Raw genomic sequence first — 26,474 nt, forward strand, 5'->3', positions numbered from 1 at the left:
GGACCGCAATTTTATCGTTTTTAGCGCCAGGGTCCGCATTCTCTGCCACGAGAGCGCGAAATTGTGAGATCTTCCGCACCCCGGCAAGATAACCAGCAAGGAAGAAAGATGATCGACGCACTAGTCAGCGGCCGGCTCCACGGCCACGCCAGCGAACGTTCCGGCCAGGGCGGCAGCCAGTACGTGACCGCCAAGCTCAAGGCTGCGATCAACGATGGCGACACCGTCATCGTCAATGTGATCGCATTTGCCGACAAGGTGCGCGCAGGGCTGCTGGCGCTGGAGGATGGCGAATCGGTCGCGCTGTCAGGCAGCCTCACGCCCAAGGTCTGGATCGACAAAAACGGCGACACGCGGCCCGCCCTGGACCTGGTGGCCCACGCCATGCTGAGCGTGCACGGCCAGCAGGACTGACCGCCTCAGGGCGGCTATCCCGGCCTGGTGCGCGTCAGGCCCGCGCCAGCCGCAGCCAGCGGGCCCACCAAGGCCCGGCCGCGGGTGCCTGCAGCCGCAGCGTGGCCGCCTGCCGGGCCAGCACTTCCACCCAGCCGGGCGACAGCGCCACCACGCTGCCGGCAGGCAGACGGCGCGGCTGCCTCCACACGGTGCCGGCCAGCCAGCGCGGCGCCTCGGTGAGCTCGATTTCGCCCTCCAGCACGCACAGGGTGGTGCCGGCCATGGCATGGAAGCGCAGCACGCGGCTGCTTTCCAGGTCGATTGCCTGTGCTTGCGGCTCGGCGCCAGCCGGCTTGGCGGGCGTGGGCTGCACGGGCTGGACATTGGGGATGATCGGGTCTGAACGATAGCTTTGCATGATGCCGGCTCCCTGGCTTTGACAGGGTTCCAGACTACCGATGCGGGCCGGCCCAAAACAGGCACACGCCCAAGGCTTGTGAACCGTAACAGAGGCATAACAGAGCATCTGTTACGATACAGAAGACCCTGATCTGTATCTGTTGCGCCGACCTCCGCCGCGCCACCATGCCGCATGGAATCCGCCCCCCTCTACCGCCAGCTTGCCCAGCACTACCTGCACGCCATTGAAACGGGCGTTTTGAAGCCGGGGGACCGCGTGCCCTCCGTGCGCACGCTGATGGAGCTGCACGGCGTGAGCCTGTCGACCGCGCTGCAGGCCTGCCGGCAGATGGAAAGCGATGGCCTGCTCGAGGCCAGGCCGCGCTCGGGCTACTTCGTGCGGCACCGCCGGCACAAGCCGCTGGCGCCGATCGAAGAGCCTGCCGCCACGCTGCCGGACCCCGCGCAATATGTGGGCATCCATGAGCGCATTTCCGCCATCACCGCGCGCGGGCGCCAGCAACCGGTCGCGGTGAACTTTGCCGGCGCCTGCGGCGCGCCCGCGCTGTACCCGGCGCAAGACCTGCGCAATGCGGCGGCGCGCGCGCTGCGCCTGCACCCGCAGCTGTTCGGCAGCGCGGCCGATTCCGGCGGCCATCCAGCCTTTCGCGCCGTGCTGGCGCGCAACGCGCTGCTCTCGCGCATCACGGTCGCGCCGGAAGATATCCTGGTGACCCACGGCTGCACCGAGGCGCTCAACCTCGCCCTGCGCGCGGTGGCACAGCCCGGCGACGTGATTGCCGTGGAGTCGCCCACCTACTACGGCCTGCTGCAGATCCTGGAGAGCCTGGGCATGCGCGCGCTGGAGATTCCCAGCAGCCCGCAGACCGGCATCTCGCTCGAAGCGCTGGAACTGGCGGCGCAGACCTACGACAACATCCGCGCGGTGGTGGTGGTGCCGAACCTGCAGAATCCGCTGGGCAGCATCATGCCAGACGCCAACAAGGCGCAGCTGGTGGCCTGGTGCGATGCGCGCGCCATCGCGCTGATCGAGGACGATTGCTTCTCCGCCCTGGCGGACGGGGACGCGCCGCTGGCCGCCCTCAAGGCCTGGGACCGCAGCGGCGGCGTGATCCATTGCGCCTCGCTGCACAAGATCCTGGCGCCCGGCATGCGGCTGGGATGGATCGCCGCGGGCAAGTGGCAGGCGCGCGTGGAAATGCTCAAGTACAGCCAGTCGCGGCCCAACGAGTTGCTGGCGCAGATGGCCGCGGCCGAGTTCATGGGTTCCGGCGCGTTCGAGCGGCACCTGCGGCGCCTGCGCGAGCAATTGCGCAGCCAGCGCGCGCAGGTGGCGCAGGCGATTGCCGCCGAATTTCCCGCCGGCACGCGTGCCTCCAACCCGAACGGCGGCCTGCACCTGTGGGTCGAGCTGCCGGGCTCGGTCCCGTCCGAGGCCGTGTTCGACCAGGCCATGGCGGCCGGCATCCGCGTCGTGCCCGGCGTGATGTTCTCCAACTCCAACCGCTTCGACCATTTCCTGCGGCTCAATTGCGGCACGCCGTTCACGCCTGAGATCGAGCGCGCGTTGCGCACGCTCRCCGCGGTGGTGGCGCGCCTGGCGGACCAGCCCTAGCGGCCGATGGTGGATGGCAAGCGGCGGGCATGGCGCGCCACATCCGTCGCCTCGCGCCACCATTCGCTCCTGGCATCGCGCCGTTCATCGCAGCGCGCTTGGCGGCGGCGGACCGGCCCGGCATCCTTGCGAGCATTGCCGAAACCGGCAGGCCGCGCTCCCAAGGAGAACCATATGCCGCACCCCTCCCTCCCGCTCGCCATCGATACCGTGGGCTCCGCCCTGCGCCTTTGCACCGCCCGCCGCGCCGACCCGGCGCATCGCCTGGCCCGCACCGATGCCCGGGCTGGCCAGGACACGAAAGACAACGCCGCGCGCACGGAGCATGACCAGGGACAAAGCAGCCCCCCCAGGCTTGCCGATACCATCGGCCGGGTTCCTGTCCAGACCTTGACTGAGATGACTCATGCCAACTCCGCTGCCAGCGGCAAGCTCGATGAGCTGCGCACCCTGGCCTCGCACCTGACCGCCGGCTCGCTGCTGCAGGCGGCCACGCTGCAATTGATCGCCGAGCAAGAGAACACGCAGCACCGGTACGCCCCCGCGCGCATCGCCGAGCTGTCCCGCCAGGGCTGACGCGCCGGCGGGCGCCATGTGTGGGTTTTTACGCCACACACTACCCATTCCCTCCCCTGCTGCCCTATGCTATCGCTCGTAGCGAGCATGGCGGCGGCCCCGGCAGATCCGAGGCGGCGCAAAGCCAGCCGTGCCACACGCGTGCCAGCTCTGGCCCGCGCCGAACAGGATTGGGATGGGGATCGGGATTGGGAAAAGACGCATTGATGGCAACGACCGAAACGTCGCGGATCGACAACGAGTACAAGGCCTTGTTCCAGTTGGCGCCAGTCTCGCTGTGGCTGGAAGACTTCAGCGCAGTGCGCGAGCACTTCCAGGCCCTGCGCGCACAGGGCGTGACCGACCTGCGCAGCCACCTGCGCGCCCATCCCGAGGAAGTCGCGCATTGCTCGGCACGGATCCGCGTGCTGGACGTGAACCAGCGCACGCTGGACCTCTTCCGCGCCGCCGACCTCACCGACCTCGTCAATAACCTCGACACCGTCTTTCGCGACGAAATGTTCGACCAGCACGTCGAGGAACTCGGCCAGCTGTGGGACGGCGGATTACGCTTTTCAAGCCAGACCGTCAACTACACGCTGGAAGGCAAGCGGCTGGACATCCGCCTGGATGCCACCGTCATGCCCGGCCATGAGGCCACCTGGGAACGCGTGCTGCTGTCGATCGAGGACATCACCGCGCGCGTGGCCACCGAACGCGAGCTGCGCCGCAGCGAGCAATACGCGCTGGGCCTGTTCGAGCATTCGCCGGTCTCGCTGTGGGTCGAGGATTTCAGCGCGGTCAAGGTGCTGCTCGATGAAGTCCGCGGCGCGGGCATCTCGGATTTCCGCACCTTCCTCAACGTGCATCCGGACTTCATTTCCCGCTGCATGCAGGAAATCCGCGTGCTCGACGTCAACCAGCAAACCCTGCTGATGTTCAGCGCGTCGACCAAGGAAGGGCTGCTCTCGCGCCTGGGCGACGTGTTCCGCGACAATATGCGCATCCAGTTCGCCGAGCAGCTGATCGACCTCTGGAACGAGAAACTCTGGCAGCAGCGCGAAGTCATCAACTACGCGCTCGATGGCCGGGCCGTGGACGTGTTCATGCAGTGGTCGGTGTTCCCCGGCCGCGAGGCGGAATGGGACCAGGTGCTGGTGTCGCTGACCGACATCACCGCGCGCAAGAAGGCCGAGGCCTATGTCGAATTCCTCGGCAAGCACGACGTGCTGACCAAGCTCTACAACCGCGCCTACTACGAAGACGAACTCGCGCGGCTGGGCCGCAAGGGCCCGTGGCCGGTGAGCGTGATCGCGGTCGACCTGAACGGCCTGAAGCAGGTCAACGACCAGCTCGGCCACGGTGACGGCGATGCGCTCCTGCGCCGCACCGGCGAGGCGCTGAAAAAGGCCGTGGGCGACCAGGCCTGCGTGGCCCGGGTCGGGGGCGACGAGTTCATGGTGCTGCTGCCGGCGCGCGACGAGCGCAGCGCGGCCACGGTGGTCGAGCAGATCCACCAGGTGGTGGAGCTCAACAACCAGTTCTATCCGGGCACCGCGCTCAGCCTGTCGATCGGCACGGCAAGCTGCGCCGCATCGGACCGCCTGAGCGACGCCGTCAAGCTGGCCGACGCCCGCATGTACCAGGCCAAGCGCGCCCACTACGAGGCGCTCGACGACGAGCGCGAGCGGCGGCGCCGATAGGCCATCGCCGATGGGCAAAAGAAAGGGCCGGCATCAGCCGGCCCTTTCTTCTTGCGCATTAACGCTTTCGAGCTTTCGAGCGTTACAGGTACACGATCAGCGCCACGCCGGCGGCGATCAGGCCAAACTTGACCACGTAGTAAGCCGGCCGGCTCCACGCCTTGAAACGCCGGCGATACTGGCCGCAAATCCAGACAAAGCGGAACAGGCGGTTGATCATGCCGGTCTGGTCGGAGTCGTCGTTGGGCGAGCTCGCCGCGGTCATGACCTTGCGGCCCAGCCAGCGGTTGATCTTGCCGGCCCAGCCGAAACGCATCGGACGCTCGATGTCGCAGAACAGGATCAGCCGGTTGCTGTCGCTCTTGTTCTCCGCCCAGTGCAGGTAGGTCTCGTCGAACACCACGCCCTCGCCATCACGCCAGCTATGGCGCTCGCCGTCGACCTCGATAAAGCAGCGGTCGTCGTTAGGCGTGGCCAGTCCCAGGTGATAGCGCAGCGAACCCGCGAACGGGTCGCGGTGCGGGTTCAGCTTGCCGCCGGGCGGCAGCTCGGCGAACATCGCCGCCTTCACGCTCGGCAGGCCGCGCAGCAACTCCACCGTGCGCGGGCACAGGACCTCGGCCGACGGATGGCGGGCTTCGTACCATTTCAGGTAGAAACGCTTCCAGCCGTACTTGAAGAACGAGTTGAAACCAGCATCGTTGTTCTTGTCCGCGGCCTTGATCTTGCGCATGGCGACCAGGGCCAGGCCTTCGTCGCGAATGTCCGGCCACGCAGCGCGGATCTTCTCCAGCTCGGGAAAACGCTCGACGGGGATGTAGGGCGTGCGCGGCACGCCGGAAAATATGTACATGAAGCAGTTGACCGGGGCCACCAGGGCCGAATGGTCGAGCAACTGGCGCCAGATGCGCAGCCTCACCTTGCCGCGGAAATGCACGTACAGGATCGCTCCCAGGTACGCCGCGACGATTATCCACTTGATCACCCGAAATCCTCCATATCAGCAGTACCGCGCGCAGTTGCATACGCGTAGCAACGCGACGGTGTCGGGGGCGAAAACCCGTAGTGTATCGAAATGGAACGCGCCCTGCTGGATGATAGCGATACGCCACACGCCGATCCATCGCTCAGGATCGGCGGCGCAAGCGGCCCAAGAGGCCGGAGGGCCTCGCCTCAGGGCGTGCCGCGGGATTGTCGGGCGATGCGCTCGATCAGCGCGTTGGCGTCGTCCGGCAAGCCCTGCAGCGTCAGCAGGCGCGCGTTGAGTACCATGTTCTCCAGCACCAGCTTGGCGGTGGAAGCCCACATGGTCGCCAGCAACGCGTCCACCGGCATGCCGGCCGTCTCCATGGCGCTGGAGCGCTGCGCCACCAGGCGGCACACCAGCGCGCGCAGCGTGGCGTCGTCGAAGGGCAGGTCGGCATAGTCGATGGGGTCTTCCTTCTCGACTTCCACCATCAGTTGCAGCAGCATGTCTTCGGTCATCGGCAAGCTCCCAGGAAGCCTTCAAGGGTCGGATGGTCCTGTTGATGACGCTAATCCTCGGCCCTTGCGTTGTCAATGTGGTGGCCGACCGGCACTAGCGCATTGACGCAATGCCGCGATGACAACAGGCGCCGGGCCCGGCACCCGCGGCAGGGACAGGGACATCCGATGACTCAGGGTAAGCGATAGACAGGTCCCATCAATCAGCACTGAACAAAGCGTGTAAGCTCCGGTCTGATCTTTACTTCCAACCAAACACCAGAGTTCATGACCGAGCGTTTGTTGTCAGCCATGCGTCAATACGCATGGTTCAGTGGTGTCAAGCACCACGTGGTCCAAGGTGTCGAAGCGCTGGCCACCTTGCTCAAATCTCCCGCAGTCGCAGCCCGCGCAGTGGCTGCCATCGTTGCAGAAACCGAACAGGGCGTGCAGGTGTGGGTGTCCTACTTCGGCAAGCCGATGGATCCGCATACCCAATACGTTTTCTGGCCAATGCAGCGCGCGCTCAAGCCCGCGCGACGACGCGTAGCCATGGTCCCGTTACCGCCGCAGCACCGGGATCGCCGTTAGCCTCGTTACACCATGTATCGCGAATGGCTGGCCGATGCCGGCGATTCGCGAGTATCAAGCCGATGCATCAAGACGAAGCATCCTGCCTCGACATCCCCTCCCCCGCTTCGCTCCCTCCCCCGTTCCCTCATTTCCCACGCCGCCGCTCAGGCGTCGGCCCAGCGCCGCAGCAGGTTGTGATACACGCCGGTAAGCCCCACCACGGCCGCGTCCTTGTGCCCCAGAGCCTGGCCGACCCGCTGGATCTGCGTATCGAGCTCAAACAGTACCGAGCGCTGGCCCTCGTCGCGCACCATGCTTTGAATCCAGAAGAATGACGACACGCGCGCGCCGCGCGTCACCGGGCTGACGTGGTGCAGGCTGGTGGCCGGGTACAGCACCATATGCCCCGCTGGCAGCTTCACGCGTTGCTGCCCGTAGGTATCCTCCACCTCCAGCTCGCCGCCGTCGTAGTCTTCCGGCTCCGTCAGGAACAGCGTTGCCGAGAGGTCGCTGCGCACGCGAAAGTTGGTGCCGCGCAGGTGGCGGATCGCGTTATCGATATGGTTGTCGAACGCGTGCCCGCCCTCGTAGCGGTTGAACAAGGGCGGATAGACCTTGAGCGGCAGCGCGGCCGAGATAAAGAGCGGATTGGCTCCCAGCGCATCCTGGATCAGGTCGCCTGCCTGGCGCGCTACCGGCGAGCCTTCGGGCAGCTGGAGGTTGCGCTTGGCCAATGCCGACTGATGCCCCGAAGTGGCGTTGCCGTCGGTCCACTCAGCTGCGTCCATCCAGGCGCGGCATTGGGCAACCTGCGCCTTTGTCAGCACATCCGGGATCTGCAGCATCATGATTTCAATTACCTCGGCAAGACGGTTGGCCCGGGCACCTTGCCGTGCCCCAGACGAGCGCCGATTGTAAGAGAAAGCCGCCGATCATACAAATGGGAATCATTATCAGTATCCACTGGCCTTGACCTGACGCAAGCCCTGCGCAGGAGAGCGGCCCTGTAGGCCTTGTGCCGACATGCGTCGGGCATGCGGCCTACTACAATGGATTGCACCCAGTCCATATTGCCAAGGAGACGGAAATGCCCGAACCGGTACACGACGAAGCGTTGGTCAACCTCTACCTCGAGCAGATTTCCGCCCTGTCGATCAGCGCCTTCGATGGCGCGGATGTCAACGAGGAACTCGGACAGGTAGTGCGGGAGGCCGTCGATCAGTGCGGCGCAAGCAAGACCGCCCCGCAGGGCAATAACCTGAGCGTGCTGATCGAGCGCTTGACGGCCCGGTCCGAGGCAGCGGCGCGCGAAGGCCAGCCGCAAGTGCGAGACACGTTTTCGCGCGCGGCCGAACTGGCCCGGGCGCCCGCCTGAATCCCTGGCAGGCGCTGTGCGGGCACAAGCCAGCGCGACACTGAACCTCTCGGCGGATCACAGTCTCTAATTGTTATCGCCCGGCGCCCGCCGGGCGCGATCCGTTGGCGAACCCGAAACCCCATGCACCGCGCCTTGCTCCGCTTGTTGTTAGCCATGACAGTGCTGTGCGTGGGCGCATGCGCCGGCTACCCTTACTACGATCCTTACGACAGCTACAACCCCTACGATCCCTACGGGCTCTACGAGGGCGGCGTAGCCTATCCCCCTGGCACTTACGCTTACGGATACGGGTACGACTACGCGCTGCCCTACTATGGCGGGTTCTACGGCCCGGCCTTCTACTACGGTTACGGCGGCTATCACGGCTATCGCGCCTATGGCTACTATCGCGGCCCCGGCTACCACGCGGGCGGGCCGCGATACTACGGCGGCTATCACTATCACTCCGGCATGGCGCACGGCTACTACCGTGGCGGCGGCTGGGGAGGGATGGGAGGCACGCGAGGCGGACGCAGCGGAGGCGGCCGCGGGCGGCACTGATCAGCGCGAACCCATGGCGCACGCCATGCAGACCGGTCGCGCGCAATGCTCGGGTTTCGTATCTTTGGGAATTTGCAGAACTTGGCCAGGACGGCCCGGAGACTAGCTTCGAAGACCAGAAAAGGTCTTTGGTTGCGGGGGCAGGACTTGAACCTGCGACCTTCGGGTTATGAGCCCGACGAGCTGCCAACTGCTCCACCCCGCGTCCGAGAGGCCGGATTATGGTGGATCCCGCCGCGCATTGCAATCGCTTTGTGACGTCATCGTGAAAAACCCGCCATCGGGCGCGCCAAGACATATCACAGCGTGATATGCGACGTTGCGCATTTCACAACAACCCGCAAAGCGGCCCCTTCGCCGGCACGCGGCAGCACGTGCTACGGCGCACTTCCGCATCTCCCGCACGGCAAGGACGATATGCCCGCTAGTCCGTCACCGGGCCCACGAGCTTATCCACAAGCTGGTAGGCCGCAGCGAACGCAGCGACCTCGGCAGCGTGCCGGGTAGCAAACTGCGCACCGTCGCCCGACAAGCGCTCGATGTCGCCGGCATCGGAGGGATCCGCCCCCTCCTGGCAGACGCGCACCTCGTACCCCCACTGGGCAACCTTGCCCAAAGCCGGGACGCCGCCGTCACCCGGCTTCGATACGAGGACATAGACGTCCATGCCCCGATACGCCTCCACCCGCCAGTCCGCATTGCTCATTGGATCCTCCCTGGTTCTTGCCGCAAGCATGAAGCATAGTCCCTCGCCCCCAACGCGCTCCTGAACCAGCCTATGCCGCCAGCACCGCCCCCGCAAGACGGCGCGCGCCTATACACCATGGCGCGCAGCGTGATAGCGCACCCCGCGCATGGGACTATTCGAATCGTCGAGGCAATGCCGGACAAACACCAGTTGCCGCTGCAGACCGGCGCCAGGCCCGGCCCACATTGCCCGGCCCAGCAGGTAGCTCACCGCAACCTCCTGCCAGGACGCCATCTGCGCGAAGACCTGCGACGCTGCCTGCTCGATCACGGCCCAGGCCTGCGCCTCGGTTTGCATGCCACAGTCGTAGGCGGCCCGCGCGACATGTATCGCCCGGCTCATGTCCCAGGCCAGCACGCCACGCGCAAGATCGACCCTGGAGCCGAGCAGGCGACTCGCGCGCAGGTCCGGCATGGCGCGCTCGAGATTGTCGATGCAATGGGCAAGGCGCACCGGATCGAAGCGATCATTGAGCAGCACGATCTCACGCTCGCGCGCTGTGCGCGGCACCGAGAACAGGATCCGGCAGACCTGCGGATACAGCGCGCGGTGCCCCTCCTCCAGCAGCCACGCCAGCGTGCCCCGCGCCTCGCCGGCCGTATGGATATGCCAGTCGGTAGCCAGCACGCCCGCCTGCATGCGTGGATCCACACCGGTGGCAAGGGTGCTGACGTTAAGGGTCAACCGCGCATCGTGCAAGAACCCCACCAGCAAACTGCACGTGCGCTCGCCGATGGCCAACGCAGCCTTGCCCTCGATCGCCCGGCTACAGACACGGTCTTGCAAGCCCGGCCCGTGCGCCGCCGCTGGCGGCAACGCGGCTGGCGGCACGCCCGGCTTACGCGAACGGCATGCGGCACTGGCTACAACGGCGAGCAAGGCGGCACAGACGAACCACGGCAACGATCGCATCGCAAGACGCTCCAGAGGAAAGCGCGATCGCTCGGCCCGGCAGAGCGGGAAGCAGCAGCAAGAGAGCGATCCGGTTATGAACGCGCGAGGATGCGCACCGGAATAGAGATTAGCGAAAGGAAGCTCGGCGCACGATGAGACAGGTCTCAATCGCGGCGATTACCGTCGACGCACGGCGGAACGCCGTAGAATGGCCAGACTAGGAACCGAGAGCGTTGGCGGAAGCCAAAATGAAAAAAGAGCTTCCATTTCTGGAAGCTCTTTTTGCAATGAGTGGTGCGGCTGGCAGGATTCGAACCCACGACCCCTTGGTTCGTAGCCAAGTACTCTATCCAACTGAGCTACAGCCGCACTCGAGAAAGAAATTATAACGTACTTTTGAAATTTGGGAACCCCCCTGCCCCACTTTTTTTGCTTTTCCCTCCGGCAGGCCGCCGCTTCCTATAATGACAGCCCCGCAGATGTGATCGGATCATGAACAAGGCATTTGTCAAAGAGTCACCCGGCGACGAGGATGACGACCTTCCCGAAGGCGCCACCCCGCTGCCGCCCGGCACCAAGAACTACATCTCGGCGCAAGGCTACCAGCGCTTGCGCGATGAACTGATGCACCTGATCGACACGGCTCGCCCAGAGGTGGTCCAGATCGTTTCGTGGGCCGCATCCAATGGCGATCGTTCCGAGAACGGCGATTATCACTACGGCAAGAAGCGCCTGCGCGAGATCGACCGCCGCATCCGCTTCCTGACCAAGCGCCTGGAGAAGGCCGAGGTGGTGGACCCATCCCTGCAGGGCGACAACGACCAGATCTTTTTCGGCGCCACCGTCACCTATGCCGACCAGGCTGGCGAGGAGACTACGGTGACGATTGTCGGCACCGACGAAGTGGACCTCGACAGCAACCACGTGAGCTGGATCTCACCGATCGCGCGCGCGCTGCTCAAGGCGCGCGAAGGCGATACGGTCCCACTGCGCACGCCGGCCGGGGTGGAGCAGATCGATATCCTGAAAGTCAGCTATCCCGGCAAGCAGGCGGAACCGATCGCCGCCGCGCAGCCGGAAAAGCACTGAGCCCGGCTAGGCCGGGCTCAGTGCTTGCGTGCGGGAAGACCGCCTCAGCCGTCGTTGCGGTCGCGGAAGATGCGGATGACGTCGGGGTTACGCCGGAGCGCCCGCATCACGTTGGCAAGATGGAGGCGGTTCTGCACCTGGATGATGAACTGCATGTAGGTGGCTTCCTGATGGCCGCCCTCCTGCTGCTCCATCGCCACGTGCGCGACGTTGGCGTCGGCCGAAGTCAGGTCGGCCGCCACGCGGGCGACGATGCCCTTGACGTTGCGCACCATCACCTTGATCGATACATCGAAGGAGCGCGTGGTCTTCTTCGCCCACATCACATCGATCCAGTGCTCCGGGTCCTTGCTGTGCAGGCGCTTGGCTATCTTGCAATCCTGGACGTGAATCTGCAAACCCTCGCCCTTGCCCAGGTAGCCGACGATGGAATCGCCGGGAATCGGCCGGCAGCATGACGAGAAGATCATCGACATGCCTTCATCGCCGGTGATCGGCACCGCGGGGGCTTCCTCGCCGGCGAAAGTCTGCACGGCCGCCAGCAGCGCACTGTCGACATCGCCGGAAAGCTCCTGCAGCAGGATCTCCATGCGCTTGGCCACCACGGCCGGCACGCGCCGCCCCAGCGCCAGGTCGGCGAAGATGTCTTCCTTGTGCTTGTTGCCGGTCCACTGCACCATGCGGTCCCACACCGACTGCGGCAGCGCCTTGAGCTCGATGCCAAGCTGTCGCGCCGACTGCTCCAGCAGGCGTTCGCCAAGCTGGATGGCTTCGTCGAGCCGGGTGGTCTTGAGATAGTGCCGGATGGCCGCGCGCGCCTTGCCGGTGCGCACGAACGCCAGCCACGCCGGATTGGGCTTGGAGTACGGCGCCGTCACCACCTCGACGATATCGCCGCTCTTGAGCTCCGTGCGCAGCGGCAGCAGCTCGTTGTTGATCTTGACTGCCACGCACTGGTTGCCGAGGTCGCTGTGCACGGCATAGGCGAAATCGAGCGCGGTGGCACCGCGCGGCAGCGCGCGGATATGCCCCTTGGGCGTGAACACATAGACCGCATCCGGGAACAGGTCGATCTTGACGTGCTCGAGGAATTCCTGCGAATCACCGGTCTGGCTCTGGATATCGAGCAGCGACTGCAGCCACTGGTGCGCCTGCTGCTGGATATCGTTGGCCTGGTCGGCCTGATGCTTGTACATCCAGTGTGCGGCCACGCCGGCTTCCGCGATCTGGTGCATGTCGCGGGTGCGGATCTGGAACTCCACCGGCGTGCCGAACGGGCCCACCAGCGTGGTATGCAAAGACTGGTAGCCGTTGATCTTGGGAATGGCGATGTAGTCCTTGAACTTGCCCGGCATGGGCTTGTACAGCCCGTGCAGCGCGCCCATCGCCATATAGGTGTGCATCTGGGTCTCCACGACCACGCGGAAACCATACACATCGAGCACCTGCGAGAACGACAGCTGCTTGTCGTGCATCTTGCGGTAGATGCTGTAGAGCGTCTTTTCACGCCCCGACAGCTCCGCCACAATGCCGGCGTCGCCCAGCGCCTTCTGCGCCGTTTCGAGAATGCGCTTGACCACCTCGCGCCGGTTGCCGCGCGCGGCCTTGACCGCTTTTTCCAGCGTGGCGTAGCGGAACGGCGAACCAACCTTGAAGGACAGCTCCTGCAGTTCGCGGTACGTGGTGTTGAGACCGAGCCGATGCGCGATCGGCGCGTAGATCTCCATGGTCTCGAGCGCGATCCGGCGCCGTTTTTCCGGCGGCACGAAATCGAGCGTGCGCATGTTGTGGGTGCGGTCGGCCAGCTTGACCAGGATCACSCGCASRTCGCGCGMCATCGCCAGCAGCATCTTGCGRAAGCTCTCCGCCTGCGCCTGCTCGCGGCTCTGGAATTCGAGCTTGTCCAGCTTGGTCAGGCCATCGACCAGCTCGGACACCTTGGGGCCGAATTTCTCTGCCAGCTCGCTCTTGGTGATGCCCTGGTCTTCCATCACATCGTGCAGCAACGCCGCCATGATGGATTGGACATCCAGCTTCCAGTCGGCGCACAGTTCCGCCACCGCTACCGGATGCGTGATGTAGGGCTCGCCGCTCTGGCGATACTGGCCAAGGTGAGCCTCGTCCGAGAACTGGAAGGCTTCGCGCACGTGCGCCTGGTCCGCTGGCTTGAGATAAGCGAGCTTCTCCATCAGCCGGGTGATCGAGATCACCTGCTGGCGCGGAGGCACTGCGGGTTGCGAGGTCGGGCCGAAGAAGTGACGATAGGACTGCGCCAGCACCGCGTCGATGAAGAGCGCATCGCCCGGCGCGGCACCCTGCGGCGCCTCGCTCAGCTCACTTTCGGCGGCGGCCTGGGCGGCTCTTGCCTTGCCTGCACCCATTGCGGGGGCAGCGGCACGCTCGCCAACGACATCGTTGCCAAGCGGATCGGGAAGATTGGGAGCGCCGGTACGCGCCGTCACGGTCGATTGACCGGGCACGGCGCGCTTGCGCTGAACGGGTGGCACTGCATCGCCACTCGCGTCACCAGTGGCTTCTCCGCGCGATCGCGCCGGCGTGGCCGTTGGGCTGGCCGTCGCGACAGGGGGGGAAGGCTGGGAGGAAGACATGGGGGCGGCTTCTGTGATCTGGCTGGTTAAGCAAGTACGCGAACAGGTACGTTAGCAGAGTCTCAATGCAAAGGTACGCGTTGCTAGGACTGGCCACCGCCGCCCGAAAATCAGGTCGGTACCTTCTTGAGCATCTCGATGCCGATCTGGCCCGAGGCGATCTCGCGCAGCGCCACAACCGTGGGCTTGTCCTTGGCCTCGACCTTGGGAGTGTGACCCTGCACCAGCTGACGGGCCCGGTACGTTGCCGCGAGCGCGAGCTCGAAGCGATTCGGGATGTGTTTCAGACAATCTTCGACGGTAATACGCGCCATATGTAATCCACCTCGGGACAAAACCTTATGCGATGCCGGCTATTTTACAGCACGCGGCAAGAAACGTTCCCGCCGCGCTCCGGATCAATGAATACCGAGCTCGATGAAGAGGTCGGCGTGACGCGCCTTTTGCGATGAAAACCGCAGACGGGTAGCGCGGATGACGCTGCGAAGCTGTTCGAGCGCCTGCTCGAAAACCTCGTTGATGATGACATAGTCCGACTCGGACGCGTGGGCCATCTCGCTGCCGGCTGCCAGCAGGCGGCGCACGATCACGTTCGGCTCATCCTGGCCGCGCTTGTTCAGGCGCTCTTCAAGCGCTTGCAGCGACGGCGGCAGGATGAAGATCTCCATGGCGTTGGAAAAACGCTGGTGCACCTGCTGCGCGCCCTGCCAGTCGATTTCCAGCAGCACATCGTTGCCCTGGGCCATCTGTTGCTCGATCCACACCCGCGAGGTGGCGTAGTAGTTGCCGTGCACTTCCGCCCACTCGAGGAATTCGCCGCGATCGCGTGCCGCGCGGAACGCGTCCACGGTGGTGAAGTGGTATTCGCGGCCATCCTGCTCGCCGGGACGCGGCGCGCGCGTGGTGTGCGAGATGGATAGGCGAATGGCCTGGTCCTGCGCCAGCAGCGCGTTGACCAGGGTGGACTTGCCGGCGCCGGAAGGCGCCACCACCATGAACAGGTTGCCAGGGTAGGCGGTGTCGATGGCGACGTGGGACGAGGTTTCACTCATGATGATTATTCTAGGTTCTGAATCTGTTCTCGCATCTGCTCGATCAGCAGTTTGAGTTCCATGGCGGCATCGGCCAGTTCTTTGGCCGCTGATTTGGAGCCCAGCGTGTTCGCTTCGCGGTTGAGCTCCTGCATCATGAAATCGAGCCGCTTGCCAACCTGCCCACCCTTCTTGAGGATATGGCGGGTTTCGTTCAGGTGGGCCTGCAGGCGCGACAGCTCTTCGGCGATGTCGATGCGGATGCCGTAGACCGTGGCTTCCTGGCGGATGCGCTCGCCGATTTCGTCTCGGCTCATCGAGGGCATGCCGCCGGGCGCTACCAGGTTGAAGGCTTCCTGCAGGCGCTCGGTGAGCTTGTCCTGGTGATGGGCGATCAGTTGCGGGATGGTGGGCGTGAGGCGCTCGACGATGGCCAGCATGGCTTCGATGCGCTCGTCCAGCGTGGCCTTGAGCGCGTCGCCCTCGCGGCGGCGCGCTTCCAGCAACTGGCCCAGCGCTTCCTTGGCCGCGCCCGTCACGGCCTCGCGCAGGGCGTCCTGCGACAACTCAGGTTCCACCAGCACGCCGGGCCAGCGCAGGATCTCGCCCATGCGCAGCGAGCCGGCTTGCGTGAAAGTGGCGGCTACCGTGGCCTCGATCGAGCGGATCTGCGCCAGCAAGGCATCGTTGAGCGCCAGCGTGGTGCCGCCAGCGCCGGCATCGGCGCGCTGCAGGTTGATGCGGCATTCCAGCTTGCCGCGCGACAGCTTCGCCATGAGCATTTCCCGCAGCGCCGGCTCGAAGGCGCGGCACTCTTCGGGAGCCCGGAAAAACAGGTCGAGGAATCGCGAATTGACTGTGCGGAACTCCACCGAAACGGATGCGGTCCTGCCGGTGGGCGCGCCTTGCGCGTCCGTCAGCGGCGCCTGGCGCGTCGCCAGGCCGTAGCCTGTCATGCTGTGGATCATTAAATAGTCTCGCGAAATGGCCATCTGGCCGCATGGGTTCAAACAGCCCCGGGGAGCCGGCAGCCCCGCAACCGCGCGGGTTGAACGCCGAAAAGAGAGGCCAAAATGGCCGCTATTGTGTTCTTTACAAGTCTTCGATTAGTCAGGACAATCCGGAGGCATTCAAGGTCCCGAATCCTATGACAGAGCCAAAGGGCGCATCACCTCCGAAGAGCGCACCGCTGCCCATCGGCACGCTGCTGTCCAACTATCGTATTGTAAAGAAGTTGGCCAGCGGGGGGTTCAGTTTCGTCTACCTCGCTACCGACGAGACCGGCTCCCCTGTCGCGATCAAGGAGTACCTGCCGTCGTCGCTGGCACGCCGCCAACCGGGCGAGCTGATCCCCGTGGTGCCCGAGGAAAGCGCGGCGTCGTTCCGGCTGGGGCTCAAGTATTTCTTCGAGGAAGGCCGCTCGCTGGCGAAGATTTCGCATCCCAGCGTGGTGCGCGTGGTGAATTTCTTCCGCGAGAATTCCACCGTCTACATGGTGATGAACTACGAGCTGGGCAAAACGCTGCAGGAACACATCCTGCACGCGCGCCAGCAAGGCCGCGCCAAGGTGCTGCGCGAACACTTCATCCGCAAGGTCTTCCACGACCTGATGAGCGGCCTGCGCGAGGTGCATATCCATAAGCTGCTGCACCTGGATATCAAGCCCGGCAACATCTACCTGCGCGAAGACGAATCGCCCATCCTGCTCGATTTTGGCGCCGCCCGCCAGATCCTGACCATGGAAGCGGCGCGCTTTCAGCCCATGTACACGCCGGGCTTTGCCGCGCCGGAGCTTTACGGCAAGCATTCCGAGCTGGGCCCGTGGACCGACATCTACAGCCTTGGCGCCACGCTCTACGCGTGCATGGCCGGCATGCCACCCCAGGAGGCCAACCAGCGCGAGAAGGACGACCGCATGGCGGACTCCATCACGCGGCTGCGCGCCAGCTATACCGACGGCCTGGTGGACCTGGTCGAATGGTGTCTGCGCCTGCCCCCTTCCGAGCGGCCGCAGAGCGTATTCCGGCTGCAGAAGGAGTTGCGCGAGCAAACCAATGCACTAGGCGAGCAGGCGGCCGCGCCCGCAGCCACGGCCGCCACCGAGCGCCCCCTGGCAAGCCGGTTCCTGACGCTGCTGCGCAAGCGCGAGGAACCAGCCGCGGCAATCCAGGCCAAGGAGGCCGGCACGAGCGGCGAATAAAGCACAAAATGGCGCCATCCCCGCGTCGTGCGCAGCCCCCTCTCCCTCCGCCCCCTCTGCTATCAATAACAACTATGATGAGAACCGTCGCCTCGCGGCCCGCCCGCACGCTGTGCCGGTGGAGCGCGCAGATGACGCCGCCCTCTCTCAAGAACTGACCCCTACAGCCACCATGCGATTCTCCGTCTACCAGGAAAGCAGAAAAGGCGGCCGCCGCATCAACCAGGACCGCATGGGCTATTGCTTCACGCGGGATGCCCTGCTGATGGTGCTGGCCGATGGCCTGGGCGGCCACGCGCTGGGCGAAGTCGCCGCGCAGCAAGCCCTGCAGACCCTGGCACGCCAGTTCCAGGCCCAGGCCCGGCCCTCGATCCGCAATCCTGCCGATTTCCTGCAGGACACCATCATGCTGGCACACCGGGAAATTCATCGCTACGCTGAAGCCAACCAGCTGGCCGACGTCCCGCGTACCACCGTGGTCTGCTGCCTGGTCCAGAACGGCCAGATCCACTGGGCCCACGCCGGCGACTCGCGCCTCTACCTGGTACGCAAGGGCAACCTGCTGACCCGCACGCGCGACCACTCCAAGATCGAGAACCTGCTGCAGCAGGAGCGCGTGCTGCCAATGGACGTGGCCAACCACCCCGAGCGCAACAAGCTCTACAACTGCCTGGGCTCGCCCAACCTGCCGCTGATCGATATCGGCGGCCCGCTGCGGCTTGAGCCGGGCGACGTGGCGCTGCTGTGCTCTGATGGGCTGTGGGGCAGCATCGAAGAGCAACTGCTGGTCGAGAAGGTCACCAACTTGTCCGTGGTGCATGCCATCCCGGACCTGATCGAGCAGGCGCTGCACAACGCCGGCGACGGCGCCGACAACACGACAGCCATCGCCATGATGTGGGAGCTCGACGCCCACCTGTCCAACGAGGACTCAGTCGCCACCGAAACCCTGCCGCTCAACACGTTCACCACCTCGATCCTGGAGAACAACGGCGGCGATACCGACCTGCTCTCCGAGGAGGAGATCGAGCGCTCCATCGCCGAGATCCGCGCGGCGATCGACAAGACCAGCAATTTCATGCGCTGAGCCCGGGCTAAAGTACCGCCCGCGCCGCAATGGCGCGGGAATTCGCGCTCCCCCACAGCGGGAGTTGGCGCAGGACGCGCACGCACAGCCCGGCGGCGTTAAAATCCGGGTCCTGAATCGATTTCCGAGAAAACTCCCACATGCGACCCAGCGGACGCGCAGCCGATGCGCTGCGCCCTATTGCTCTGACCCGCCACTACACCCGTCACGCCGAAGGTGCCGTCCTGAGTGCCTTTGGCGACACCAAGGTGCTGTGCACCGCCAGCGTGCTGGCCAAGGTGCCTCCCCACAAGAAGGGCAGCGGCGAAGGCTGGGTCACCGCCGAGTACGGCATGCTGCCGCGCGCTACCCACACGCGCTCGGACCGTGAAGCCGCCCGCGGCAAGCAGACCGGGCGCACCCAGGAAATCCAGCGCCTGATCGGCCGCGCGATGCGCTCGGTGTTCGATCTGTCCGCGCTGGGCGAATTCACCATCCACCTGGACTGCGACGTGCTGCAGGCCGATGGCGGCACCCGCACCGCGGCCATCACCGGCGCCTTCGTGGCCGCCCATGACGCTGTTTCCGCCATGCTGCGCGACGGCCAGATCAAGGCCAGCCCGATCCGCGACTTCGTTGCCGCCGTGTCGGTTGGCATGGTGGACGGCGTGGCCGTGCTCGACCTGGATTACGCCGAGGACAGCAACTGCGACACCGACATGAACGTGGTGATGACCGGCAGCGGCGGCTTTGTCGAAGTGCAAGGCACCGCCGAGGGCGTGCCGTTCAGCCGCACCGATCTCGATGCGATGACGCGCATCGCCGAGCAAGGCATCGCCGAACTGGTGGCGCACCAGCGCCGCGCGCTGGGCCTGGCCTGATACGGTGAACGCCATGCAACGCCTGGTCCTCGCCTCCAACAACCCCGGCAAGCTCGGCGAGTTTGGCGCGCTGCTGGCGCCGCTCGGCTTCGAGGTGATCCCGCAGGGGCAGCTCGGCATTGCCGAGGCCGAGGAGCCCTACGCCACCTTCGTCGAGAACGCCCTCACCAAGGCGCGCCACGCCAGCCGCCTGGCCGGCCTGCCCGCGCTGGCGGATGACTCCGGCATCTGCGTCGACGCGCTGGATGGCGCGCCGGGCGTCTACTCGGCGCGTTATGCGCAACTCGTGGGCAAGCCCAAGTCCGATGCCGCCAACAACGCGCACCTCATCTCGCAGCTGGCCGGCAAGCTCAACCGCCACGCCTACTACTACTGCGTGCTGGTGCTGGTGCGCCATGCCGAGGATCCGCGGCCGGTAATCGCCGAGGGCGTGTGGGCCGGCGAGGTGGTCGACACGCCGCGCGGCAACGCCGGCTTTGGCTACGATCCGCACTTCCTGCTGCCGCACCTGGGCAAGACCGCGGCTGAACTGAGCGCCGAGGAAAAAAACGCCGTCAGCCACCGCGCCCTCGCGCTCAAGGCGCTGACCGAGCGCCTGCAGGCCAGCGGCCCCAGTACGGGCTGCCCATGATCCCGATCATTCCCCTGGCGTCCACGGGCGCCAGCGCCGGCGCCCCCGCCGATACCAAGTCATTGTGGCTGCAGCCGGGCCAGCTCGCGCTGCCCGGCTCCCCGCCGCTGTCGCTCTACGTGCATATCCCGTGGTGCGTGCGAAAGTGCCCGTACTGCGATTTCAACTCGCATGCCGTGCCCGGCGCGGCAGACAGCCACGACATCCCGGAAGACGCCTACCTGGACGCGCTGCGCGCCGACCTGGAGCAATCGCTGCCGCTGGTGTGGGGCCGCCAGGTGCACACGGTCTTCATCGGCGGCGGCACGCCCAGCCTGCTGTCGGCCGCCGGCATGGACCGGCTGCTGTCGGATATCCGCGCGCTGTTGCCGCTGGACGCCGACGCCGAGATCACGATGGAGGCCAACCCCGGCACGTTCGAGGCGGAGCGCTTCGCCAGCTATCGCGCCAGCGGCATCAACCGCTTGTCCATCGGCATCCAGAGTTTCAACGACCGCCATCTTGCCGCGCTTGGCCGCATCCACGGCGGCGCGGAAGCCCGCGCGGCGATCGGCATCGCGCTGGACAACTTCGACAACGTCAACCTCGACCTGATGTACGCGCTGCCTGGCCAGACGATGGCGGAATGCGCCGAAGACCTGGAGACGGCGCTCTCGTTCAACACCACGCACCTGTCGCTCTATCACCTGACGCTGGAGCCCAACACGCTGTTCGCCAAGTTCCCGCCGGCGCTGCCGGATGACGACAGCGCGTATGAAATGCAGGACCTGATCGAAGCGCGCACCGCGCAGGCGGGCTACGTCCACTATGAAACCTCGGCCTACGCCCGGCCGCACCGGCAAGCGCGCCACAACCTGAACTACTGGCGCTTTGGCGACTACCTGGGCATCGGGGCCGGCGCGCACGGCAAGCTGTCGTTCCCGCACCGGGTGCTGCGCCAGATGCGCCACAAGCATCCCGCCACGTATATGGCGCAGGCCATGGCCGGCAACGCGGTGCAGGAGCAGCACGATGTCGGCGCCGCCGACCTGCCCTTCGAGTTCATGCTGAACGCGCTGCGCCTCACTGACGGCGTGCCGGCCAGCACGTTCTTCGACCACACCGGGCTGCCGCTGCACACCATCAGCCGCGACCTGGCCGCCGCCGAAAAGAAGGGCCTGCTGGAAGCGGATCTGGCCACCATCAAGCCCACCGAGCTTGGGCGGCGCTTCCTGAACGACCTGCAGGAGATGTTCCTGAAAGATTGATCGCGACGCCACGCCCCAATCAGTGAAACGGCCACCCGAGGGTGGCCGTTTCACTGATCGCCCGGCAATGCCGGTCAGTACGGCGTCGCCATGTCGTTGGCCACCTGGGCGCGGGAACCGATGCGCAGATTGCTGACGTTGCGCTGCGTCACGGTAGCCATGCGGCCATCGTCCAGCCGCACGTTGACGCGATACACGGTATCGGTGCTGCTGCCCGCGCGCTTCTCGATCTGGTTGCCCGCCACGCCGCCCGCCACCGCGCCGCCGATGGTGGCGATGGTATTGCCGGTGCCCCCGCCGATCTGGTGGCCCAGCAAACCGCCGGCCACGCCGCCGATCACCGTGCCGAGCAAACCCGAGCTGCTTTGCTGAGTAGTCACCGGCTCGATCGATTCCACCCGGCCGTAGAACACCGAGTTTGCAGGTGCCTGGTAGGTATTGGTGCCCGGGGGCGGGGGCGGTGCCTGGTATGCCGGTTGCTGCGGCGCGCCGTAGCCACCGCCATAGCCGCCGCCATAACCACCACCGGGCGCTGCGCAACCCGCCAAGCCAACCACCGCGGCGGCCGCCGCCACGCTCAACAGAGTCTTGCCGTTCATCAGTTGTTCTCCTCAAGTGATTGCAAATGCGTGGAACGAGGGAGGCGCGGCGCATCGGCATGCGCCCCCTCAAGCATATTAGGATCAGTCAGACGAAACGAAGGTTCCGTCGTGTCCGACGAACACCGACAAAACAACTTTGCACGCCGCATGCTGCCGCGCGTCCCCGCACTTGCTATAATGCGCGGCGCTGGCCGTCGTGCCGGCGTCCAAGGCAGCATGCCGCTCGGGCCGGGGCCTCCCCCGCTTCGCGCTACAATGCCTGCCATTCCTTTCCGGAAGCGTGGCCGAGTGGTTTAAGGCAGCAGTCTTGAAAACTGCCGATGGGGTGACCCATCCGTGAGTTCGAATCTCACCGCTTCCGCCAGATTTCCTCGCCGCATGAAGATCTGCGGGTTACGTGCTTCCGCTGCCCGCCCCCCTCCACCGTACACGAGCGCAAGATGCCCCCCGCGTCCCTCGAAGGAATCATCGGAGATCGCAATTGAAATCCACGAAGGCGTTGGCGGCAATAGCCTGCCTCGCAGCGGCAGCATGCACCACGCCAGCGCCGGCGCCCTATGCTGGCCTGCAAATGTCCACGTATGACACGGACACCGAGTACACCACCACCTACACCGCGGATGGCTTCACGCTCTTGGTCAACTATCGCTACGCGCAGCTCACCGTGCGCTCCAGCACGGCCGCGGCGCAGTGCAAGGCAGCGCTTGCCAGCGTGGCCAACAGCCTGGCCGAGCGCCGGCAGCGGCAGATCGAACCCGTGACCGAGCAAAGCATCCATCTCACTACCAGCAGGACCTGGTACGGCAAGGTGACAGCCTGCTCGATCACCGCGCCGATCACCTGGAAACGCTGATACCGGGATCAGCGCGTCAATTCAGATTGCAGATTGCACATAGCGCCCGATATCCACGTGATCGATCTGCTCCTTGTTCATGAACTGCGCGGCATAGTCACGATAGACGCCAGATACCAGAAACAACTCGAACAGATCCGGATCGATGTGCTGGTCCCGCTTCATGCATGACATGATGTGGATGGACTCGGACAGCGTCTTGGCTTTCTTGCAGGGACGATCCGGCGCGGTCAGCGCCTCGAAGAGGTCCGCAATCGCCATCATCCTTGCCAGGGGACTCATCTCCTCGCCCTTCAAGCGCTTCGGGTAACCCGTCCCATCCATTTTTTCGTGGTGCCCGCCCGCGATCTCAAGCTGGCCAGTTTGGGCCAGGCCATCGCGGATGGCCTCCTGGATCAGTGTGAGTGCAATGCCCTGAGGGATCTTCTCGAGCGCACCGGTCACGTCGGACAGGCTTTGGTTCCTCGCCGAGGCCGGCTGCAAGACATCCTCGTCGACCAGGTATGCAGGCTCGGTGTCCCGGCCAGCGCCGGGATCAGGCCGGACAGGCGGGTGAGTACCGGATTGCCCAGCTCGCGCACCTGCCTGAGCCTGGGTTCCTGGTTTGTGCCCGCCCCTGGCGGCGATCGCCAGCGTCGTGCCGGTTTTCCCGCTGGAGTAGAACGCATAGGGTGTCGTGCTGACCAGCCCGCCATTGGCGAGCGCGCGCTGGTACCAATGCCGCGCGCGCGGATCGAAGCTCGCCGCATACTCGGGATGCATGGCTTGCTTGAGGACCTTCAGGGAAGTGTCGACATACAGGTAGCGGCCTTCCGCGCCGGATGGCTTGTGCTCGATGTACCGGAGCGCATGCCCCTGCCAACCCGTGCTTGCGGCAAAATCCCTGGCGAATCAGGTTTTTCCCGGGATTGCCGGCCTGCCCGGCGCCGTCAGAAGGCGATACGCCTGCTCCTGCGAGATATCCAGCCGATAGTGCCGCGCCAGCATGCGCGCGAAATGATGCGCGGCGCCGGGCTCGCAATGCCTGAGCTGCTCGCGGTAGGCCTCCAGCTCGAAACGCAGGCGCCAGCGCGGGCTCGCCAGGTAGAGCACGCCCATCAGGCCGCCTGAACGCCAGAATTGCCGCACATGCACCTTTTCATGCTCGATCAGCGCCTGGCTCACGCCCGGCCGCACCAGGATCAGCGGCCCCGGCGCGAAGCCGTCGAAGCCGCGCGGAATCAGCCATCGTGACTTTGTTTCTATCAGCAGACAAAAGGGCGATTTGCAGAAGCGGATCATGGAAGGCGTCGGCGGTGCGGCCGCGCAAAGCGCGCGTAGAGCTAGCCTATCAGGTCGCAACGGCCCGCGCCCGAATCCGCTCACGCCAATAAAAACGCCCCGCACGCGGGCGGGGCAAAGAGCAATGCTTGCGCTGATGCCGCGTACTTAATCGATGCTGATCTTGCCCGCCTCGATCACACCCTTCCAGCGCTGGAGCTCCTGCTTCTCGAACTGCTCGAACTGCTCCGGCGTATTGGCGACCACCTCGAAGCCGTTCTCGGCCAGCTTCTGGCGCATCTGCGGCTCGTTGAGCGAGCCGACCAGCGCGGCATGCAGTTTCGCCTTGACGTCCTTCGGCAGCCCGTGCGGCGCGGCCACGGCTTGCCACGAATACACGTCCACGTCCTTCACGCCGCCCTCCGCCATGGTGGGCACGTTCGGCAGTACCGCCGAGCGCTTGTCGCCGGTCACCGCCAGCGCCTTGAGCTTGCCGCTGCGGATATGCTGCAGCACCGCGTTGACGTTCTGGAACGAGACGTCCACCTGGCCGGCGAGCAGGTCGGAGATGGCCGGCGCCCCACCCTTATAAGGAACGTGGAGGCCGTCGGTGCCGGACTTTTGCCAGAACAGCGCGGCCGTCAAATGGTCCGACGAACCGGCGCCGGAGCTGGCGAACGCCACCTTGCCCGGATTCTTCTTCATGTACGCGACCAGCTCCTGCAAGTTCTTCGCAGGGAAATCCGGCTTGGTGACCAGCACGTTGGGTGCGCGCACGGCCACCGTCAGCAGGTCGAAGTCCTTGGCCGGGTCATAGCCCAGGTTCTTTTGCAGGAACGGGTTCACGGCATAGACGCCGATCGATGCCACCAACAAGGTGTAGCCATCGGCAGGCGCGCGCTTGACCATGGTCGCGCCGATGGCCCCGGTAGCGCCGGGGCGATTGTCGATCACGAACGGCTGGCCCAGCTTTTCATTGAGCGGCACCGCCAGCATGCGCGCAATGGTATCGGTGGAGCCGCCCGCAGGGAACGGCACCACCACGGATACGGCCTTCTGGGGCCATGCCGGCGAGGCGGCCGCGGCACTGGTCACGGCGCCTGCTGCGGCCAGTGCCGCCATGGCGGCGAGCGTGGCCGCGGCAAGCCGGCCGAACTTGCGCCGCGCGGGTGCGGCGAGCATGCCCGCGGCAGCCAGCCGGCCATCAAATTTGTTCATGTTTGTCTCCTTGTTCTTGGTGGTTTTCTTGTATTCGTGCGGGGGCCGCAGATGCGGCTCACCGGACCATGCAGGGCGCCTTGTTGTTGAAGGTCCAGCCCGGGATCAGGAATTGCATGGCCACGGCGTCGTCGCGCGCACCCAGCCCCATGTTCTTGTAGCGCTCGTGCGCCAGCGCGAGTTGCGCCATATCGAGCTCCACGCCCAGGCCCGGCTCCGTCGGCACGGCCACCTTGCCGTTCTCGATCTTCAGTGGCGCCTTGGTCAGGCGCTCGCCGTCCTGCCAGATCCAGTGGGTGTCGATGGCGGTGACGCGGCCCGGCGCGGCGGCGGCCACGTGGGTGAACATCGCCAGCGAAATATCGAAGTGATTGTTCGAGTGCGAGCCCCAGGTCAGGCCCCACTCGGCACACATCTGCGCCACCCGCACCGAGCCCTGCATGGTCCAGAAATGCGGATCGGCCAGCGGGATGTCCACGGATTGCAGGCGCACCGCGTGGCCCATCTGGCGCCAGTCGGTCGCGACCATGTTGGTGGCAGTGGGCAGGCCGGTGGCGGTACGGAACTCGGCCATGACCTCGCGGCCCGAGTAGCCCTCTTCCGCGCCGCAAGGATCTTCGGCATAGGCCAGCACGCCATGCTTGTCGCGGCACAGGCGCACGGCTTCGGCCAGCGACCATGCGCCGTTGGGATCCAGCGTGATGCGCGCCTTGGGGAAGCGCTCGGCGAGCGCCAGGATGGCTTCCATCTCTTCCTCGCCGCGCAGCACGCCACCCTTGAGCTTGAAATCGTTGAAGCCATAGCGCTCATAGGCTGCTTGCGCCAGGCGTACCACGCCCTCGGCATTCATCGCGGCTTCATTGCGCAGGCGGAACCAGTCGTCGTCCGCCTCGGGCTCGCTGCGATAGGCGAGCGTGGTGCGGTTACGGTCCCCGATATAGAACAGGTAGCCCAGCATCTCCACGGCATCGCGCTGCTGGCCTTCGCCCAACAGCGCGGCCACCGGCACGCCCAGATGCTTGCCCAGCAGGTCGAGCAGCGCCGCCTCGAGCGCGGTGACCGCATGGATGGCGATGCGCAGGTCGAAGGTCTGCAGGCCACGCCCGCCCGCGTCGCGGCTGGCAAAGGCGGTGCGCACGCGATTGAGCAGCGCCTGGTGGTTGCCGATCGACTGGCCGGCGAGGAGTTCGCGCGCATCCTCCAGCGTCTGGCGGATCGCTTCGCCGCCGGGCACCTCGCCGACGCCCGTATTGCCCGCGCTGTCTTTCAGGATGACGATATTGCGGGTGAAGAACGGACCGTGCGCGCCGGACAGGTTCATCAGCATGCTGTCGTGGCCGGCCACCGGCACGACGGTCAGCTCGGTGATGACGGGCGTGCCTGCCATGGGCGCGGCGCAAAGGGATGATTGGGTCATGTTGAACTCCAGCAGGAAGAGCGGCTCGCCGCGTTGGCTGCCGGCCCTTGCGGGTTGTCTCGGGTTGGATGCGCCGGCTGCTGC

29 protein-coding genes and 3 tRNA genes are annotated in these 26,474 nt (G+C 65.5%); 15 read left to right on the forward strand and 17 right to left on the reverse strand.

Annotated features, from left to right (window positions below; genetic code table 11):
- Positions 1–108: 108 nt before the first annotated feature.
- Complete coding sequence (locus AC1DQR_RS25500; RefSeq protein WP_416047910.1) at positions 109–414, forward strand: single-stranded DNA-binding protein; 306 nt, start codon at positions 109–111, stop codon at positions 412–414.
- A 34-nt stretch (positions 415–448) separates the two neighbouring features.
- Here the strand turns inward: AC1DQR_RS25500 and AC1DQR_RS25505 are convergent, their stop codons facing one another.
- The gene (locus AC1DQR_RS25505; RefSeq protein ID WP_416047909.1) at positions 449–814 is read right to left on the reverse strand and encodes a hypothetical protein; all 366 of its coding nucleotides are present in this window, start codon (positions 812–814) and stop codon (positions 449–451) included.
- 174 nt (positions 815–988) lie between these two features.
- On the opposite strand from AC1DQR_RS25505, the gene AC1DQR_RS25510 reads away from it, so the two are divergent.
- From AC1DQR_RS25510 to AC1DQR_RS25520, 3 genes are all read left to right on the forward strand, one after another.
- On the forward strand, positions 989–2,431 hold the full coding sequence (locus AC1DQR_RS25510) for an aminotransferase-like domain-containing protein (protein ID WP_477134022.1): 1,443 nt from the start codon (positions 989–991) through the stop codon (positions 2,429–2,431).
- Between the two features lie 174 nt (positions 2,432–2,605).
- A complete protein-coding gene (locus tag AC1DQR_RS25515; protein WP_416047907.1) occupies positions 2,606–3,007 on the forward strand; it encodes a hypothetical protein in 402 nt (133 codons plus the stop codon).
- 206 nt (positions 3,008–3,213) lie between these two features.
- Complete coding sequence (locus tag AC1DQR_RS25520; RefSeq protein WP_416047906.1) at positions 3,214–4,689, forward strand: sensor domain-containing diguanylate cyclase; 1,476 nt, start codon at positions 3,214–3,216, stop codon at positions 4,687–4,689.
- 82 nt (positions 4,690–4,771) lie between these two features.
- Here the strand turns inward: AC1DQR_RS25520 and lpxO are convergent, their stop codons facing one another.
- Positions 4,772–5,674, reverse strand: a complete 903-nt coding sequence (gene lpxO / locus AC1DQR_RS25525; protein ID WP_416047905.1) for a lipid A hydroxylase LpxO — start codon at positions 5,672–5,674, stop codon at positions 4,772–4,774.
- A 188-nt stretch (positions 5,675–5,862) separates the two neighbouring features.
- Complete coding sequence (locus AC1DQR_RS25530; protein WP_150986268.1) at positions 5,863–6,174, reverse strand: hypothetical protein; 312 nt, start codon at positions 6,172–6,174, stop codon at positions 5,863–5,865.
- Positions 6,175–6,441: 267 nt separating this feature from the next.
- Between AC1DQR_RS25530 and AC1DQR_RS25535 the strand changes: the two genes are divergently transcribed.
- Positions 6,442–6,744: a hypothetical protein gene (locus AC1DQR_RS25535; protein ID WP_082054800.1), complete on the forward strand. Its 303-nt coding sequence runs from the start codon at positions 6,442–6,444 to the stop codon at positions 6,742–6,744.
- A gap of 146 nt (positions 6,745–6,890) precedes the next feature.
- Here AC1DQR_RS25535 and AC1DQR_RS25540 read toward each other — a convergent pair whose 3' ends face one another.
- Complete coding sequence (locus AC1DQR_RS25540) at positions 6,891–7,574, reverse strand: Fe2+-dependent dioxygenase (protein WP_416047904.1); 684 nt, start codon at positions 7,572–7,574, stop codon at positions 6,891–6,893.
- 239 nt (positions 7,575–7,813) lie between these two features.
- Between AC1DQR_RS25540 and AC1DQR_RS25545 the strand changes: the two genes are divergently transcribed.
- The gene (locus tag AC1DQR_RS25545; RefSeq protein ID WP_183036083.1) at positions 7,814–8,101 is read left to right on the forward strand and encodes a hypothetical protein; all 288 of its coding nucleotides are present in this window, start codon (positions 7,814–7,816) and stop codon (positions 8,099–8,101) included.
- A 123-nt stretch (positions 8,102–8,224) separates the two neighbouring features.
- Positions 8,225–8,644: a hypothetical protein gene (locus AC1DQR_RS25550; protein ID WP_416047903.1), complete on the forward strand. Its 420-nt coding sequence runs from the start codon at positions 8,225–8,227 to the stop codon at positions 8,642–8,644.
- 129 nt (positions 8,645–8,773) lie between these two features.
- Here AC1DQR_RS25550 and AC1DQR_RS25555 read toward each other — a convergent pair.
- The 4 genes from AC1DQR_RS25555 to AC1DQR_RS25570 all read right to left on the reverse strand — a co-directional run bounded on the left by AC1DQR_RS25555 (position 8,774) and on the right by AC1DQR_RS25570 (position 10,655).
- Positions 8,774–8,849, reverse strand: a tRNA-Met gene (locus AC1DQR_RS25555).
- A gap of 219 nt (positions 8,850–9,068) precedes the next feature.
- Entirely contained in the window at positions 9,069–9,350 is a 282-nt protein-coding gene (locus tag AC1DQR_RS25560; RefSeq protein WP_174427993.1) for a hypothetical protein, read from the reverse strand.
- Between the two features lie 108 nt (positions 9,351–9,458).
- Entirely contained in the window at positions 9,459–10,304 is an 846-nt protein-coding gene (locus tag AC1DQR_RS25565) for a DUF1266 domain-containing protein (protein ID WP_416047902.1), read from the reverse strand.
- 274 nt (positions 10,305–10,578) lie between these two features.
- Positions 10,579–10,655 (reverse strand) — tRNA-Arg (locus AC1DQR_RS25570).
- A gap of 123 nt (positions 10,656–10,778) precedes the next feature.
- Between AC1DQR_RS25570 and greB the strand changes: the two genes are divergently transcribed.
- The gene (gene greB / locus AC1DQR_RS25575) at positions 10,779–11,375 is read left to right on the forward strand and encodes a transcription elongation factor GreB (RefSeq protein ID WP_416047901.1); all 597 of its coding nucleotides are present in this window, start codon (positions 10,779–10,781) and stop codon (positions 11,373–11,375) included.
- Between the two features lie 44 nt (positions 11,376–11,419).
- Here the strand turns inward: greB and AC1DQR_RS25580 are convergent, their stop codons facing one another.
- The 4 genes from AC1DQR_RS25580 to AC1DQR_RS25595 form a co-directional block, all read right to left on the reverse strand.
- Positions 11,420–13,837 carry a RelA/SpoT family protein gene (locus tag AC1DQR_RS25580; RefSeq protein ID WP_477134039.1) on the reverse strand — a complete coding sequence of 806 codons (2,418 nt, stop codon included), beginning with the start codon at positions 13,835–13,837 and terminating at the stop codon, positions 11,420–11,422.
- A gap of 257 nt (positions 13,838–14,094) precedes the next feature.
- The gene (gene rpoZ, locus AC1DQR_RS25585) at positions 14,095–14,298 is read right to left on the reverse strand and encodes a DNA-directed RNA polymerase subunit omega (RefSeq protein WP_006162413.1); all 204 of its coding nucleotides are present in this window, start codon (positions 14,296–14,298) and stop codon (positions 14,095–14,097) included.
- An 84-nt stretch (positions 14,299–14,382) separates the two neighbouring features.
- Entirely contained in the window at positions 14,383–15,036 is a 654-nt protein-coding gene (gmk, locus tag AC1DQR_RS25590) for a guanylate kinase (RefSeq protein ID WP_043344606.1), read from the reverse strand.
- 5 nt (positions 15,037–15,041) lie between these two features.
- On the reverse strand, positions 15,042–15,983 hold the full coding sequence (locus AC1DQR_RS25595) for a YicC/YloC family endoribonuclease (protein WP_150986275.1): 942 nt from the start codon (positions 15,981–15,983) through the stop codon (positions 15,042–15,044).
- A gap of 179 nt (positions 15,984–16,162) precedes the next feature.
- Between AC1DQR_RS25595 and AC1DQR_RS25600 the strand changes: the two genes are divergently transcribed.
- The 5 genes from AC1DQR_RS25600 to hemW all read left to right on the forward strand — a co-directional run bounded on the left by AC1DQR_RS25600 (position 16,163) and on the right by hemW (position 21,040).
- A complete protein-coding gene (locus tag AC1DQR_RS25600; protein ID WP_416047900.1) occupies positions 16,163–17,215 on the forward strand; it encodes a serine/threonine protein kinase in 1,053 nt (350 codons plus the stop codon).
- Positions 17,216–17,387: 172 nt separating this feature from the next.
- Entirely contained in the window at positions 17,388–18,302 is a 915-nt protein-coding gene (locus AC1DQR_RS25605; protein ID WP_477134023.1) for a PP2C family protein-serine/threonine phosphatase, read from the forward strand.
- 140 nt (positions 18,303–18,442) lie between these two features.
- Entirely contained in the window at positions 18,443–19,162 is a 720-nt protein-coding gene (rph, locus tag AC1DQR_RS25610; protein ID WP_416047898.1) for a ribonuclease PH, read from the forward strand.
- 13 nt (positions 19,163–19,175) lie between these two features.
- Complete coding sequence (rdgB, locus tag AC1DQR_RS25615) at positions 19,176–19,793, forward strand: RdgB/HAM1 family non-canonical purine NTP pyrophosphatase (protein ID WP_416047897.1); 618 nt, start codon at positions 19,176–19,178, stop codon at positions 19,791–19,793.
- On the forward strand, positions 19,790–21,040 hold the full coding sequence (gene hemW, locus AC1DQR_RS25620; RefSeq protein ID WP_416047896.1) for a radical SAM family heme chaperone HemW: 1,251 nt from the start codon (positions 19,790–19,792) through the stop codon (positions 21,038–21,040). Before rdgB ends, hemW begins: the two co-directional genes overlap by 4 nt.
- A 74-nt stretch (positions 21,041–21,114) precedes the next feature.
- Here hemW and AC1DQR_RS25625 read toward each other — a convergent pair whose 3' ends face one another.
- A complete protein-coding gene (locus AC1DQR_RS25625; protein WP_174428000.1) occupies positions 21,115–21,639 on the reverse strand; it encodes an outer membrane lipoprotein in 525 nt (174 codons plus the stop codon).
- 277 nt (positions 21,640–21,916) lie between these two features.
- On the opposite strand from AC1DQR_RS25625, the gene AC1DQR_RS25630 reads away from it, so the two are divergent.
- Positions 21,917–22,006, forward strand: a tRNA-Ser gene (locus AC1DQR_RS25630).
- Between the two features lie 207 nt (positions 22,007–22,213).
- The gene (locus AC1DQR_RS25635) at positions 22,214–22,495 is read left to right on the forward strand and encodes a hypothetical protein (protein ID WP_416047895.1); all 282 of its coding nucleotides are present in this window, start codon (positions 22,214–22,216) and stop codon (positions 22,493–22,495) included.
- A 21-nt stretch (positions 22,496–22,516) separates the two neighbouring features.
- Here AC1DQR_RS25635 and AC1DQR_RS25640 read toward each other — a convergent pair whose 3' ends face one another.
- The 4 genes from AC1DQR_RS25640 to gudD all read right to left on the reverse strand — a co-directional run bounded on the left by AC1DQR_RS25640 (position 22,517) and on the right by gudD (position 26,390).
- Positions 22,517–23,257, reverse strand: coding sequence for an HD domain-containing phosphohydrolase (locus tag AC1DQR_RS25640; RefSeq protein WP_416047894.1), 741 nt, complete (start codon positions 23,255–23,257; stop codon positions 22,517–22,519).
- Positions 23,258–23,386: 129 nt separating this feature from the next.
- Complete coding sequence (locus AC1DQR_RS25645; protein WP_416047893.1) at positions 23,387–23,776, reverse strand: hypothetical protein; 390 nt, start codon at positions 23,774–23,776, stop codon at positions 23,387–23,389.
- Positions 23,777–23,923: 147 nt separating this feature from the next.
- On the reverse strand, positions 23,924–24,877 hold the full coding sequence (locus AC1DQR_RS25650; RefSeq protein ID WP_416050447.1) for a Bug family tripartite tricarboxylate transporter substrate binding protein: 954 nt from the start codon (positions 24,875–24,877) through the stop codon (positions 23,924–23,926).
- A 154-nt stretch (positions 24,878–25,031) separates the two neighbouring features.
- Positions 25,032–26,390 carry a glucarate dehydratase gene (gene gudD / locus AC1DQR_RS25655; protein ID WP_416047892.1) on the reverse strand — a complete coding sequence of 453 codons (1,359 nt, stop codon included), beginning with the start codon at positions 26,388–26,390 and terminating at the stop codon, positions 25,032–25,034.
- Positions 26,391–26,474: the final 84 nt, after the last annotated feature.

It is taken from the genome of Cupriavidus sp. 05L411, assembly GCF_056398045.1.